The sequence below is a fragment of the Paenibacillus sp. FSL M7-0656 genome, from assembly GCF_038003225.1.
GTDB lineage: Bacteria > Bacillota > Bacilli > Paenibacillales > Paenibacillaceae > Paenibacillus > Paenibacillus amylolyticus.
Genome location: NZ_JBBOOT010000001.1, coordinates 1,108,427 through 1,121,505, shown reverse-complemented (window position 1 = coordinate 1,121,505; position 13,079 = coordinate 1,108,427). Strand labels below are relative to the sequence as shown.

Sequence of the window (13,079 nt, the reverse complement as noted above, 5' to 3'; positions counted from 1 at the left end):
ATCGTAGTTGTAACTTTTATAGGAGGATTCAAAAATGAATAAGAAAGTATATGTGCTTGCTATCGCAGCATTTGTGGTCGGAACCGTTGAACTGATCTTGGGCGGGATTCTGGACCTGATTGCTACGGATCTTCATCTTTCCCTGGCGAAAGCCGGGTATTTAATCTCTATTTTCTCACTTGTCTATGCGTTGTCTGCGCCGATTTTATTAAATATGACGGCCAGATTCGAGCGTAAAAAAGTATATATGTGTACACTGTTTGTTTTTCTGATCAGTAATCTGATCTCTGCGTTCAGTACCAGCTTTTATATGCTGATGGCGGGCAGAGCACTCGGAGCCGCCACGGGTTCACTTATTTTTGTGCTCTCCCTGACCCTTGCAGCACGTATTGTGGAACCACAATATAAAGGACGCGCCGTGGGGATTATTACCATGGGAGGCAGTGCATCACTTATCCTAGGTGTACCTCTTGGAATCTTTGTAGGTAACTTGGCAGGCTGGCGTGAGGTGTTTATGTTGATCGCTATTCTCACAGCAGTGGTTATGGTGGCCATCTGGATTGCGATGGATCGTGTACAGCCTATTCCTGCTGTATCCCTGAAGAAACAGCTTACGGCACTGTGGAATCCAAAAATGTTGGCAATCCATGCTACAACTTTGCTTGTGCTTGCGGGTCATTTGACTTTATATGCGTATTTCACGCCATTCTTGCAAGAAACGCTGGGTGCCAGTGCGACGATGGTCACCTTTATCTATATGATGTTTGGGATCGCCGCTGTTGCAGGGGGAGGAATCGGGGGCATGTTATCCGATCGTCTGCATCCTGCTAAAGCCATTATCATTGTGCTGATTCCCTTTATCGTGAGTATGGCTGTCATTCCGTTCAGTGTGGGATTGCCTTTGATCGCCTTCTTGTTATTGTTAAGCATCTGGAGTGCACTGAGTTGGACCGTTACGCCTGTGCAGAATAGTCTCATTATCAAAACTTCTCCCGAAACAGCCGAAACGCTAATTAGCACTAACTCAGGTATTGCACATGCAGGTATTGCACTAGGTACCTATATCGGCGGCATGGTGATTGATTATTCATCGATTCTGAACACCGGATGGGTTGGTTCTGTTCTGATTCTGCTTGGTTTGGTGACTGCCATCTATGCCATTAGCGTTAAGGAAAAAACCGTTCAGGCGGTTGCTTAGAATAAAGAAATTAGACAAAAAGCTTGAACCTCTGCATTCCCATAGTCTAATGGGTGTAGAGGTTTTTTTGCTGTTTCGCTAGAGTACGCGTCAGTAGAATAAACCATTTTCATATCGAGCAAAACTTGCTTTATTCATACTAATCTATATAATTAAAAGAGTTTTTAAAAGTACTATTTAATGTTGAATTACATGATGTGTAATGAGGGAGCGGTGATCATGACTACGAAGACGGAAAAACAAAAAATGCTGGATGGCGAGCTGTACATGGCTTCGGATCTTCAATTGTCTGAGGACAGAGAGTATGCAAGGAAAATGACGCGGACGTTCAATCAAACGACGGAAACGGATAGTGAGCTTCGCACCAAGTTATTGAAGGAACTGTTGGGATCTACAGGTGAACACCTGGGCATGGAACCTAATATTCATGTGGATTATGGATATAACATTCATGTAGGCAATCATTTTTATACCAATTTTAACTGTACGATATTAGATGTGTGTGAAGTTCGTATTGGAGACCATTGCTTAATGGGACCAGATGTACATATCTATACGGCTACTCATCCACTCCATCCGCATGAACGCAATACGGGTGCGGAATATGGCAAGCCAGTCACGATTGGCAATAATGTATGGATTGGTGGTAGAGCCGTTATTAATCCGGGGGTTATCATTGGAGACAACGTGGTCATTGCTTCCGGGTCTGTGGTTACAAAGGATGTTCCCGATAATATGATCGTGGGCGGTAATCCTGCTAGAATTATTAGAGAGATTGAGCTTTAAATTATTTTAGATAGAAGATGGGAAGTGCTTACGAAATGATGACTGAAAAAGAGAAATCTCAATTAGGGCTCTTGTATAACGCCAATTATGATCAAGAGTTAATTGAAGAGCGTTTACATGCCAAAGGACTTTGTTACGATTATAACCATCTCCATCCAGGCAAGATCAATGAAAGAGAAGCGTTAATCAAGAAACTGCTGGGAAAAACGACCGACCGTTTCCTGATTGAACAGCCATTTGTATGTGATTACGGCTATAATATTGAAATTGGTGAGAACTTCTATAGCAATCATAATATTGTCATGCTGGATGGAGGAAAAATCAGTTTTGGAGATAACGTTTTTGTTGCTCCCAATTGCGGATTTTATACAGCAGGCCACCCTTATGATGTTGAGCAGCGCAATGAAGGTCTGGAGATCGTTGGACCCATCACGGTGGGCAATAATGTATGGATCGGTGGCGGTGTGACAGTTCTTGCCGGTGTGACGATTGGAGATAATACGATCATCGGCGCAGGGAGCGTAGTGACCAAGAGTATACCGTCTGGTGTGATTGCTGCGGGTAATCCTTGCAGGGTCCTTCGCAAGATAACGGAAGAAGACAAAACCAAGTACAGCAGGGATGTAGTGAAGAACATCTAGTGAAGAATAAATAGTGAACAACGTGATAGTCGCTAATGGAGAATGCCCGATGTGTATCATCGGGTGTTTCTTTTTGAAAATAAAAATAAAATCCCCAGACAGAAAACATGCCAAGGTATCGTATAACCGACACTCTTTCATGTGATATGTCTGGGGGATAGAAGAATGTATCTGTTACATTTGCTTAAAGAACCTTAACGTTGCAAACTTTTCCCGTTACTGCTGATCACTTCTTTGTACCAATGGAAGGATTTCTTGCGATAACGTTTGAGTGTTCCTGATCCATCGTCATGACGATCCACATAGATATAGCCATAACGTTTTTTCAACTGGGCAGAAGACGCACTGACAACATCAATGCAACCCCATGATGTATAACCCATAATTTCAACGCCATCTTCAATAGCTTCACCAACCTGAACCAGATGATCATTCAGATACTGGATTCGGTAGTCATCTTCAACTGTTTTCTCGCCGTCAGCACCCGTGATCAACTCATCAACAGCACCAAGACCATTTTCTACAATAAACAGTGGTTTTTGATAGCGGTCATAGAACATGTTAAGCACATAACGCAATCCTTGCGGGTCAATCTGCCATCCCCATTCACTTGCTGGCAGATAAGGGTTAGGTACACCCCCAAGAAGGTTACCTTCACCTGCGATTTGTTTCTCCGGGTCTGCTGTCTGACAGATACTCATGTAATAACTGAAAGAGATAAAGTCTACCGTATTCAGCAACATTTCCTCGTCGCCAGCTTCCATCTGAATCTCGATTCCATTTTCACGGAAGTAACGTTTCATATAACCAGGGTAGCGACCTCTTACGTGTACATCACCGAAGAAATAGTTGCTATGTTCGAATTCCATGACTTTGATCATATCGTCTGGATTCGGTGTCAGCGGGTAGGTAGGCATACTGAGCATCATACACCCAATCTGTGCCGTAGGAATAATCTCATGACAGAGCTTCACAGCGGAAGCACTGGCTACAAACTCATGATGGATCGCTTGATACAGATCTTGCTTGCTAAGCTTCTCCTTCGGCGTATAGATGCCACCGCTCATGAAGGGTGCTTCAAGAATCGAATTGATTTCGTTAAAGGTAAGCCAGTATTTTACTTTGTTTTTGTAACGGTTAAATACGGCAGTTACATAACGCTCATAGAATCCAACCATTTTTCGGTTAACCCAGCCGTCGTATTCTTTGGACAAGTGAAGAGGTGTCTCATAGTGGGATAGCGTAACCAGTGGTTCGATCCCGTATTTGTGACACTCGTCAAACAGATCGTCGTAGAATTGCAGACCTTCTTCATTTGGTTCCAGCTCGTCCCCTTTTGGGAAAATCCGGGACCAGGCGATGGAAGTACGGAATACCTTGAAGCCCATCTCGGCAAACAGTTTTACATCTTCCTTGTAGCGATGATACAGATCGATACCGATCAGTTTCATGTTATCTTCGGTTGGTTCTTCCGTGATTGGCCCCATGATGCCTTTGGGAGCTACATCCTGAGTAGATAATCCTTTGCCACCTTGATTGTATGCACCTTCAGCCTGATTGGCTGCAATTGCGCCACCCCACAGGAAATTTTCCGGGAATTGATAAGTATGATTTTGAGAGTTGCTCATGTGTATCGCTCCATTCATCAAATTGATATTAAGAGGTTGTTCATATATGACATAAAAAAAGCTTAAACGTTGTAACGGGTTACACGTCAAGTTTTACTTTTGACCCCAAATTAAGGCATACTATTATTCTAAATAAGTTCAACTAAAATTTACACGAAAACGGAGAGGACAGAAATAACCAGAAGAAGCGAAGCGGTCGCCTGAAAGCTTTCTGAAAGAAAGCTGCATCGGAAGCATACGCTATCCCCGGATTTTCCCGTTTAGATATGGGAATCAAAAAATCTGGGGATAACAGCGATCGGAAGGTTGTTCTGTCATCGAAGTGCCAGTGTAAATAATCTTAGTTGAACTTATATAGTTCGTTAGCAAGAAGGGAGTCTCCGATGTCCAAGTTTGATGAAATTATGAAGCGGTCCGGTTACTCAAAAGCGACTGTGTCACGAGTGATTAATCATTCTCCGCATGTTAGTGATGAAGCAAGACAGATCATAACGGATATTATGAAACAGTTGAATTATATTCCCAACCGGAATGCGGTATCGTTATCTACAGGGCAGACAAAGCAGATTGGAATTGTGACCTCTACCACAGGTGAGATCATTCTTACATTCATGAATCAATTCATTGATACAGCCATGGATTTTGGGTTTCAGACGATTATCTATACATCCCGTGGAGATCCGGAGATTGAATTGCAGGCTTTCGAAGATCTGCGCAGTAAACGAGTCGATGGGCTAGTTATTATTGCTTGTGTTAATGATCCTCGGAAATTAAAGGCGTATATGGAATACGGTCCGATTGTCTCCTGGCAGCGAATGGGGAATGACGAGATTCCGTCTGTTGCTATGGATCAGGCAGAAGGGTATAAGTTAGCTCTGGAGCATCTGGTTTCGAGAGGATACACCCGAATTGCAAATGCATTTGGCAGGGCTGAAAGTTTGAATACCCAGAGCCGCCGTGAAGCCTATGAATCTTTCATGAAGAGCAGAGGGTTGCATGTGTGGACTGAAGCATATCAATATTCCGTATTTAGCTCCTCCGATGGCGAAGAAGCCATGCGAAGAATGGCTGAGGGGCCAGAACTTCCACAGGCCGTATTATGTTCGAATGATTATGCAGCCATCGGCATTCTTAGTGAAGCACGCAGACGGAATATTCAGGTACCGGAACAACTCGCCATTGTGGGGTTTGATGATATCGAGCTTTCCCGTGTTCTTGGAATCACTACCATACACAATCCGATTGCGGAGCAAGCCACCCAGGCTTTTCATCAATTGTGGGCCGTATTGGGTAAAATGGAGTTGCAGACGGAACAGCTGACATACCAGCTGATTGAGCGTGAGACGACTTGAATCCATAAGACCTGATGTGGGAATCTGGTTTTATGGATTCAATAATTATTCAAATTTGAAGCATCTTCGAATCGGAGTCATACGTTATACTGAATATGAGCTTCAGAACGACATATCTGTACGGAGATGTGGAGTGAGATTTTTGTATCATGTTACAAGTTACATATTTCACAAACGATTAGCAGGAAAGGTGAGAATGGACTTTATGAAAACAGTGACAGGCCGATTCAGAATTGCGGGCATATGGGAGGGCGTATCCTTACTTCTGTTGATTTTTATTGCTATGCCTCTGAAATATTTTGCAGATATCTCTTCCCCTGTAGCCGTAATGGGCATGATTCATGGTATATTATTTCCTTTGTACCTTATTGCCCTAGTTCACTTGGCTCTGGTCAAAAAGTGGAAGATAACACGCTGGTTAATGGGTGGACTCGCCGGTCTACTGCCGTTTGGAACTTTTGTATTCGAATCTTATCTTCGGAAGAGAGATTGGAAATAAAAATCAATAAGAATAAATGAAAGCAGGCGACTAATTCAGATGTTATCCGAATTGTCGCCTGTTACTTTCTGTGCAAGTACTACTTTACTGTACCTTGCTGACGATCGGACAATAAGCTGACTCCAATATCGCCTGAGGCATTCGACACAGGTGTATACGCCGAGAAGGAAGTAACAACAACCAGGGCAGTGAATAGAAATAAGAATGATTTTTTCATACCATAACCTCTTTCATATGGGGATATATTCCATTTGATTCTAACGCATATAGGCTATACTTGAAAAGAAAAAGTTTAAATGAGCAAGCTATTGAATGATTGAAAGGGTTGAGCTTCTATGAAAGATATTCATGAGTTAACATCCATAGAAATGGTTGAAGAAGTTATTCAACAACATGAATTGGTTTTTTTGTATGTATCTCGTCCAGAGTGCAGTGTATGTCACGCTTTACTCCCCAAGATCAGGGCGTTGCTTGAACCTTATCCATCAATATACCTCGGTCACATTAATGCTAACGACGTGGAAGAAGTTGCTTCCAAGTTTCTTATTTTTACCGTTCCAACAATGATCATGCTTGTGGAGCAGAAGGAATATATTCGAGCGGATCGTTTTGTTCGCTTGGAACGTCTGGAAGAGCAGCTGCAACAGATTCACTCCATGTATATCCAGGATGAGGAATAGAAAGCTAAAGCTTCATGAACGGCGGCTCATACATGAGCCGTTTTTTTGCGCCCTCAGTGGCATATAGCTATGAATAAAGTACATGATGCCTGAACTCGCAAATTAAAGTGTTGCCATGAAAACGGTTTTATGATAATTTAAACATTATAAAAACGTTTTTATAGTAAAGGAACAAAACTTATGGCAAAGATAACAATTAAAGATGTAGCAAGGGAAGCGGGCGTATCCATATCTACGGTCTCCAACGCCTTGAATGGTGTGGATGTCTTGAACCCGGAGACAAAATCACATGTTCTTAAGGTGGCAGAGCGTTTAAATTATGTGCCCAATCTGAATGGCAAGCTGTTGAAGTCCGGTCAAACCAAAATGCTTGGTTTTTTCACTACAAGTGTATCGGGTCCGTATTTCTATAAGCTGGTTGAGTCAATGTCTCGCGAATGTGATCGTCTTGGGTATGGTTTGAATGTATTTGTGACCAAGGATAAACACGTTATTATGAGTAATATTTTGGGTCGGCGGGTGGATGGTGTCATTATCTACGAAGAGCTTCGGATTGATGAGCAAGATATTATCGCCATGGAGAAAGACAAGATCAAGGCGGTTTTTCTGGATCGGGTCTATCAGAGTGATACGATGGGAAGTGTCATTTTTGACTCGTACGTGGCGGCTTATGAAGCTACCAAGTATTTAATTGGGCTGGGGCACAAGAAAATTGCTTATATTTCGGGTGTGGACACGATGTTTGACAGTGTACAGCGTAGGGATGGCTATCTGGCTGCTTTGCAGGAGTACCAGCTTCCAATCGATGAAGATTACATTATACAAGGGTACTTTGAGGAGGAGAGCACGTATAGTGCGATAAAATCTTTTCTTCATTTGCACCCCGGCAAGCGACCTGATGCATTTCTTGCAGGGAATGACTTGAGTGCAATTGGCTGTATGCATGCGTTGAAGTCTGAGGGCTTTGAAGTACCTGAAGATGTTAGTGTCGTGGGTTTTGACGATATTGATATCGCACAGTATTTTTCTCCACCGCTTACAACGGTAAGAAATCAAATTGCAAGACAGGGTATCCTGGCAATCAATCAACTGGTGGGTATGATCAAGGAGAAAGAACAAGGGGCTGCACAGAAATTGGCGGGTGAGCTGGTGGTGAGAGGTTCAAGCCATGTGAAGATCGACCGGAAAGACTACCGTACATAAGTTGACTCAGCTTCTTCTCCGGTCTTTTTTTACATAAATAAAAACAAAGGGGTTTTTTATGTCCAAAAATAAAAACGTTTTTATAAACATGTATGCATGATGGAGGGGAGTAAAAAAACGTGGATAAATTAGCCGTAGAGACTTCAACCGGTAAAAATGCGATCAGTCCCAATGGGAAGAAACCCATCGGGCAACGGATTAAAGAATTCATAGTCGATTATCGGAGACAATGGGAGATTCAATCGATGATTATCCCAGGCATTATCTTTATGATTATTTTCTGTTATATCCCGATTTACGGTTTGACAATTGCCTTCAAAAATTACACGGTCATTGATACGCTGGCTACCGCTCCTTGGGTAGGGCTGGATAATTTCAGAATCATTTTGTCAGATAAATACTTCTGGGATGCGGTCGTGAATACGCTGGGGATCAGTTTTTTGAAATTAGGTATTGGATTTGTCATTCCGATCATTCTCGCAATCATGATCTACGAGTTAAACAGCGGACGCTTCAAGAAGTTTGTGCAAACGGTTTCATATTTACCTCACTTTTTGTCCTGGATCGTACTTGGGGGAATGCTGATCACCTGGTTTTCGACAACGGGGTTATTTAATCAGTTGTTACTTAGCCTAGGGGTGATCTCGCAACCGCAGAACATCTTGCTGGATGCAGGCAAGTACTGGTGGATTGCTACGTTATCGGATATTTGGAAAGAAGCAGGTTGGGGAACGATTCTGTATCTGGCGATCATGGCAAAGATTGATCCTACGTATTATGAAGCTGCCAAAATTGATGGTGCAAGCCGTCTCAGACAGATCTGGAATATCACATTGCCTAATATGAGATCCATTATCAGCCTAAATCTGATTCTAACTGTAAGCGGTTTATTAGGGTCGAATCTGGATCAGACCTTGGTTCTCATGAACTCCCAGAACCGCGACAAAGCTGAAGTCATCAATTCGTACGTCTATCGTATGGGGATGTCTCAGGGTGACTTTTCTTATGCAACGGCGGTTGGCTTGGGTGTCTCCATCATCTCTGTCATTCTGCTCGTCACGGCGAACAAAATCACAAGCAAATTAAACGATAATCAATCTGTGTTGTAGAAGGAGGCATCCCGCGTGAATGGAAAGGTGGCAAAAGAAGATCTTGATAGTCGGATCTTTGATACCTTAAATATGATTTTGTTAATCATCTGTACGATCGTTATTCTGGTTCCGCTCTGGAATGTCATCATCTCTTCCTTTAGTTCAGGCAAAGCGTTGGCGGAAGGTGGATTCATCTTCTGGTCACCGGAATTCTCGCTGGAGAATTACAGAGCTGTATTCAATGATCAGGGCATCTGGCAGGCCTTCTTCATATCGGTGTCCAAAACAACGATTGGCGTTGTAACACATGTGTTCTTCTGTGCCATGGTTGGTTACGGTCTGAGCAAAAAGTACATAAGAGGCCGTAAATTATACGTTGCCATGGGTGTTATTACCATGTTCTTCTCGGGCGGTATGATCCCGACGTATCTGTTAATCAAATCACTTGGATTGTTAAACAGCTTCTGGGTGTACATTATTCCGGCGTTGTTCAGCTTCTATGATGTCGTGATTCTGATGAATTTCTTCCGAAATGTCCCGGATTCGCTGGAAGAATCGGCCAAGATTGACGGCGCAGGGGATTGGCATATTTTCCTGAAAATCTTCATTCCACTCTCTATGCCTGCCATGGCTACAATTGCACTATTCAATGGGGTGGGGCAATGGAACGACTTTATGACAACCAAGTTATACATTACCGATCAGTCACTGTATCCACTTCAGATGATGTTGTATGAGATTATCGTGCAGTCCCAGACACAGTCCATGCAAAATGTCGGGGGTTCGGCTGTGATTGAAACAACGACCAAAGGCGTGCAACTAGCCACCATTGTTATTACAACACTCCCTATCGTGCTGATCTATCCCATCGTTCAGAGATACTTTATCTCGGGAATGATGCTCGGAGCAGTCAAGGAATAGGAGCAACAAATACCCCATTTTGAGGAGGAACAAAAATATGTTGAAGTTGAATAAGGCATCAGGAAAAAAAGGAATTAAATTGCTCGCAACACTGCTCACAGCCGTACTTATGATTACAGGTTGCAGTGGTGGATCGGGTGGCTCCAGTGAAGGGAATTGGGTATCCATTGAAGATCGTTATACGGTTGACCCGGAAAAGCCAGCTTGGCAGTTGGATAAAAAGGAAGAGGCTACCGACCTGACATGGTACGTCAATGCGGACTGGTGGAACACTGATTTTGGCAAGGACATTGTTACCAAGAAAATCAAAGAGGATCTGAACATCAATATCAAATTCATTACAGGTGATGATACCAAGTTAAACACCTTTTTCGCCGGTGGAGATATGCCTGACTTGCTGACCGTATTTGACTCCAATTCTCCTGTGGTACAAAAAGCTGCAACCTGGGCTATGCCGCTGAACGATCTGGCGGAAAAATATGATCCTTACTTCAATAAAGTAGCGGCTGCCGATACATTGAACTGGTTCCAATTGGCGGATGGTAAAACCTATGGTTACCCGAACTATTCCAATACACAGGAGGATTATGATAGCGGTAACATTCCTGCCAAAACGGCATTTATCATTCGTAAAGATGTGTACGAAGCTTTGGGTAGTCCGGTCATTGGAACGCCAGAAGAATTCCAGAATGTGATGAAACGAATTAAGCAAGAGTTCCCTGCGCTGATTCCATTCGGCTTTAATGCCGTAGGTGAAGGAACGGGTTCACTCGGAGATACGTTGCAAGACTTCATTGGTGTTCCGCTTGAGAACGAGAATGGAGAATTCTATGATCGTAACCTGGATGAAGATTACCTCACGTGGTTGAAAACATTGAACACCGTGTATAGAGACGGCAATATCAGTGATGACAGTTTTGCCGATGATGGTACGGCTTTTGAAGAGAAAGTGAAATCGGGAAAATATGCAACGATGTTGCTGGATGGCACACCTCAACAGGGAGGAAACCTGCAAATTTATATGAGCGCCAATGAAGGCAAAGAATACGTCGCCATTGATGGGCCACAGAGTACCAAGGGCAATGAGCCAACCTTGAATCAGTCCGGTATTACAGGCTGGATGATCAACTTTATTTCCAAGGACTGTAAAGACCCGGCCAAGGCAATTCAAATCTTTACGTACTTATTGAGTGAAGAAGGACAGACGCTTATGAATTACGGGATCGAAGGGGAGACCTTCCAAACCAAAGCCGACGGTAGTGTAGAATTACTGCCAGCAGTGAAAGACATGCAACTGCATAATGCGGATCAATTTAAAAAGGATTATCGAATGGGTGAGTTTATGTTCTTTGGTCATGACCGCCACAAAGCACTCAGTGCAGATGCTTTTCCGGAAGCGATTAAACAGATGCAGGAGTGGGGCAAAGGCAAGCTGAAACCACACTTTATTCTGGAGAATATTAGCCCGGATCAAGGTACACCTGAAGCTCGTGCGTTGTCAGCAATCAATACGAAGTGGAATACAACGCTGGTCAGTATGGTACGGTCCAAGGATGATGCCTCGTATGACAATGCACTGGCTTCTTACAAGTCATTTTTAGGTGAGAACCGTTGGGAAGAGATTGTGAAGGTACGCAGTGAAAAGATGAAATTGAACAAAGAGAAACTAGGCATTCAATAATAGAAATACAAAGGAGAATCCTATGACGACATTCAAAATGTACAAATCTACGGGTGAAGAAGATTTATTTGTATCTCTATCCCAAGAGCAATTGAAACCACTAGATGCTGATAAGGAGACAACGACCATCCATCTGGATGATCAGTTAACGTATCAGGAGATGGACGGATTTGGTGCTTCTTTTACCGATTCATCTGCCTATTTGATTAACCAAATCTTGAATGAGGAGCAACGGGATGAGGTCATGACCCGACTATTCCATCCGGAGAAAGGGATCGGGCTGTCAGTCATCCGTAATCCAATGGGGGCTTCGGACTATGCGAGAACGGTATACAGTTATAACGATATGCCAGAACAGCAGACAGACCCGGAATTAACCCAATTCAGCATTGCACATGATGAAGGGGACGTTATTCCTTTAACGCAAAAGGCGTTGGCATTGAACCCTGAAATGAAACTGTTTGCTTCACCATGGAGTGCACCGGGATGGATGAAAACGAGCGGATCGATGATTACCGGACAGTTGAAGGTTGAATGGTATCCCGTTTATGCTGAATATTTCGTGAAATACATTCAAGCGTATGGCAAGCATGGATTACCGATCCGTGCCATTACACCACAGAATGAGGCCCTCTATGAACCCGGGCACTATCCTGGTATGTTGATGCCAGCCGAAGCGCAAGCAGACTTTATCAAAAATCATCTCAAACCAGCCTTTGTGCAAAACGATATTCAAACCAAGATTCTCTGTTACGATCACAACTGGGATCAACCGGACTATCCTCTGACCGTACTTGAACAAGCGGGAGAGGAAGTGGATGGTGTAGCCTGGCATTGGTACGGGGGCGATGCTTCTGCTCAAACGAAGGTTTATGAAGCTTTTGCAGGGAAAGAAGTGCATTTCACTGAAGGTTCGGGTGGAGAGTGGATCCCGCCATTTGAGCAAGCCTTCTCGAATGTGATGCGAACGGGAATTCAGATTCTTCGCAATTACAGCAAGTCCTTTGTACTTTGGAATATGGCACTTGATGAGAACAACGGGCCAACCGTTCCGGGATTTGGCCGCAGTACGTGTCGTGGGATCGTACAGGTGAATCAGCAAACAAAGGAACTTACGTATACACTTGATTATTATGCTCTGGCTCATTTCAGTGCTGTGATCCGCCCGAAGGCTGTTCGGATCGAATCAACATCCAGTGGTGATGGAATTTGTTCTGTGGCTTTTAAAAATGCCGATGGTTCCGTAGCGTTAGTCCTCTTTAATGATGGGGAGAAAACGGGCAACATACAGGTTAAGCTGCGCGACGATGTATTGATGAAGTTCCAGCTGGAAAGCAAGAGTGTCTTGTCCGTATTGATCACAGATTTATAAAAGGATGGAGTTATAACCAGGCTTCAT

Annotated in this window: 13 protein-coding genes; 11 read left to right on the top strand and 2 right to left on the bottom strand. The window is 43.4% G+C overall.

Going from position 1 to position 13,079, the window contains the following annotated elements; all coding sequences use genetic code 11:
• Nucleotides 1–34: 34 nt before the first annotated feature.
• The 3 genes from MHI01_RS04795 to MHI01_RS04785 all read left to right on the top strand — a co-directional run bounded on the left by MHI01_RS04795 (nt 35) and on the right by MHI01_RS04785 (nt 2,625).
• On the top strand, nt 35–1,198 hold the full coding sequence (locus MHI01_RS04795; protein WP_340982645.1) for an MFS transporter: 1,164 nt from the start codon (nt 35–37) through the stop codon (nt 1,196–1,198).
• Nucleotides 1,199–1,417: 219 nt separating this feature from the next.
• Nucleotides 1,418–1,984 (top strand): sugar O-acetyltransferase, encoded by a 567-nt coding sequence (locus MHI01_RS04790; protein WP_340982644.1) that lies wholly within the window; start codon nt 1,418–1,420, stop codon nt 1,982–1,984.
• Nucleotides 1,985–2,022: 38 nt separating this feature from the next.
• Entirely contained in the window at nt 2,023–2,625 is a 603-nt protein-coding gene (locus tag MHI01_RS04785; protein WP_340982643.1) for a sugar O-acetyltransferase, read from the top strand.
• A gap of 194 nt (nt 2,626–2,819) precedes the next feature.
• Here the strand turns inward: MHI01_RS04785 and MHI01_RS04780 are convergent, their stop codons facing one another.
• Nucleotides 2,820–4,253 (bottom strand): glycoside hydrolase family 1 protein, encoded by a 1,434-nt coding sequence (locus tag MHI01_RS04780; RefSeq protein ID WP_340982642.1) that lies wholly within the window; start codon nt 4,251–4,253, stop codon nt 2,820–2,822.
• Nucleotides 4,254–4,636: 383 nt separating this feature from the next.
• Between MHI01_RS04780 and MHI01_RS04775 the strand changes: the two genes are divergently transcribed.
• Together MHI01_RS04775 and MHI01_RS04770 are read left to right on the top strand one after the other, a co-directional pair.
• A complete protein-coding gene (locus MHI01_RS04775) occupies nt 4,637–5,605 on the top strand; it encodes a LacI family DNA-binding transcriptional regulator (protein ID WP_315370757.1) in 969 nt (322 codons plus the stop codon).
• 196 nt (nt 5,606–5,801) lie between these two features.
• On the top strand, nt 5,802–6,104 hold the full coding sequence (locus tag MHI01_RS04770; protein ID WP_315370756.1) for a DUF3817 domain-containing protein: 303 nt from the start codon (nt 5,802–5,804) through the stop codon (nt 6,102–6,104).
• A 79-nt stretch (nt 6,105–6,183) separates the two neighbouring features.
• Here MHI01_RS04770 and MHI01_RS04765 read toward each other — a convergent pair whose 3' ends face one another.
• The gene (locus tag MHI01_RS04765) at nt 6,184–6,321 is read right to left on the bottom strand and encodes a hypothetical protein (RefSeq protein WP_017688678.1); all 138 of its coding nucleotides are present in this window, start codon (nt 6,319–6,321) and stop codon (nt 6,184–6,186) included.
• 118 nt (nt 6,322–6,439) lie between these two features.
• Here MHI01_RS04765 and MHI01_RS04760 point away from each other — a divergent pair, with 118 nt between their 5' ends.
• The 6 genes from MHI01_RS04760 (at nt 6,440) to MHI01_RS04735 (ending at nt 13,052) form a co-directional block, all read left to right on the top strand.
• Nucleotides 6,440–6,784, top strand: a complete 345-nt coding sequence (locus MHI01_RS04760) for a thioredoxin family protein (RefSeq protein ID WP_036670761.1) — start codon at nt 6,440–6,442, stop codon at nt 6,782–6,784.
• A 180-nt stretch (nt 6,785–6,964) separates the two neighbouring features.
• On the top strand, nt 6,965–7,987 hold the full coding sequence (locus MHI01_RS04755; RefSeq protein ID WP_340982641.1) for a LacI family DNA-binding transcriptional regulator: 1,023 nt from the start codon (nt 6,965–6,967) through the stop codon (nt 7,985–7,987).
• 119 nt (nt 7,988–8,106) lie between these two features.
• On the top strand, nt 8,107–9,096 hold the full coding sequence (locus MHI01_RS04750; RefSeq protein ID WP_206099103.1) for an ABC transporter permease: 990 nt from the start codon (nt 8,107–8,109) through the stop codon (nt 9,094–9,096).
• A 15-nt stretch (nt 9,097–9,111) separates the two neighbouring features.
• Nucleotides 9,112–9,999 (top strand): carbohydrate ABC transporter permease, encoded by an 888-nt coding sequence (locus MHI01_RS04745; protein ID WP_017688674.1) that lies wholly within the window; start codon nt 9,112–9,114, stop codon nt 9,997–9,999.
• Between the two features lie 37 nt (nt 10,000–10,036).
• On the top strand, nt 10,037–11,680 hold the full coding sequence (locus tag MHI01_RS04740) for a sugar ABC transporter substrate-binding protein (protein WP_340982640.1): 1,644 nt from the start codon (nt 10,037–10,039) through the stop codon (nt 11,678–11,680).
• A gap of 22 nt (nt 11,681–11,702) precedes the next feature.
• Complete coding sequence (locus MHI01_RS04735; RefSeq protein ID WP_340982639.1) at nt 11,703–13,052, top strand: glycoside hydrolase family 30 protein; 1,350 nt, start codon at nt 11,703–11,705, stop codon at nt 13,050–13,052.
• Nucleotides 13,053–13,079: the final 27 nt, after the last annotated feature.

Coding starts and splice junctions, on each gene's coding strand:
- MHI01_RS04780 (WP_340982642.1), bottom strand. CDS start 4,253: ATGAGCAACTCTCAAAATCATACTTATCAATTCCCGGAAAATTTCCTG.
- MHI01_RS04760 (WP_036670761.1), top strand. CDS start 6,440: ATGAAAGATATTCATGAGTTAACATCCATAGAAATGGTTGAAGAAGTT.
- MHI01_RS04755 (WP_340982641.1), top strand. CDS start 6,965: ATGGCAAAGATAACAATTAAAGATGTAGCAAGGGAAGCGGGCGTATCC.
- MHI01_RS04765 (WP_017688678.1), bottom strand. CDS start 6,321: ATGAAAAAATCATTCTTATTTCTATTCACTGCCCTGGTTGTTGTTACT.
- MHI01_RS04790 (WP_340982644.1), top strand. CDS start 1,418: ATGACTACGAAGACGGAAAAACAAAAAATGCTGGATGGCGAGCTGTAC.
- MHI01_RS04735 (WP_340982639.1), top strand. CDS start 11,703: ATGACGACATTCAAAATGTACAAATCTACGGGTGAAGAAGATTTATTT.
- MHI01_RS04785 (WP_340982643.1), top strand. CDS start 2,023: ATGACTGAAAAAGAGAAATCTCAATTAGGGCTCTTGTATAACGCCAAT.
- MHI01_RS04740 (WP_340982640.1), top strand. CDS start 10,037: ATGTTGAAGTTGAATAAGGCATCAGGAAAAAAAGGAATTAAATTGCTC.
- MHI01_RS04795 (WP_340982645.1), top strand. CDS start 35: ATGAATAAGAAAGTATATGTGCTTGCTATCGCAGCATTTGTGGTCGGA.
- MHI01_RS04770 (WP_315370756.1), top strand. CDS start 5,802: ATGGACTTTATGAAAACAGTGACAGGCCGATTCAGAATTGCGGGCATA.
- MHI01_RS04775 (WP_315370757.1), top strand. CDS start 4,637: ATGTCCAAGTTTGATGAAATTATGAAGCGGTCCGGTTACTCAAAAGCG.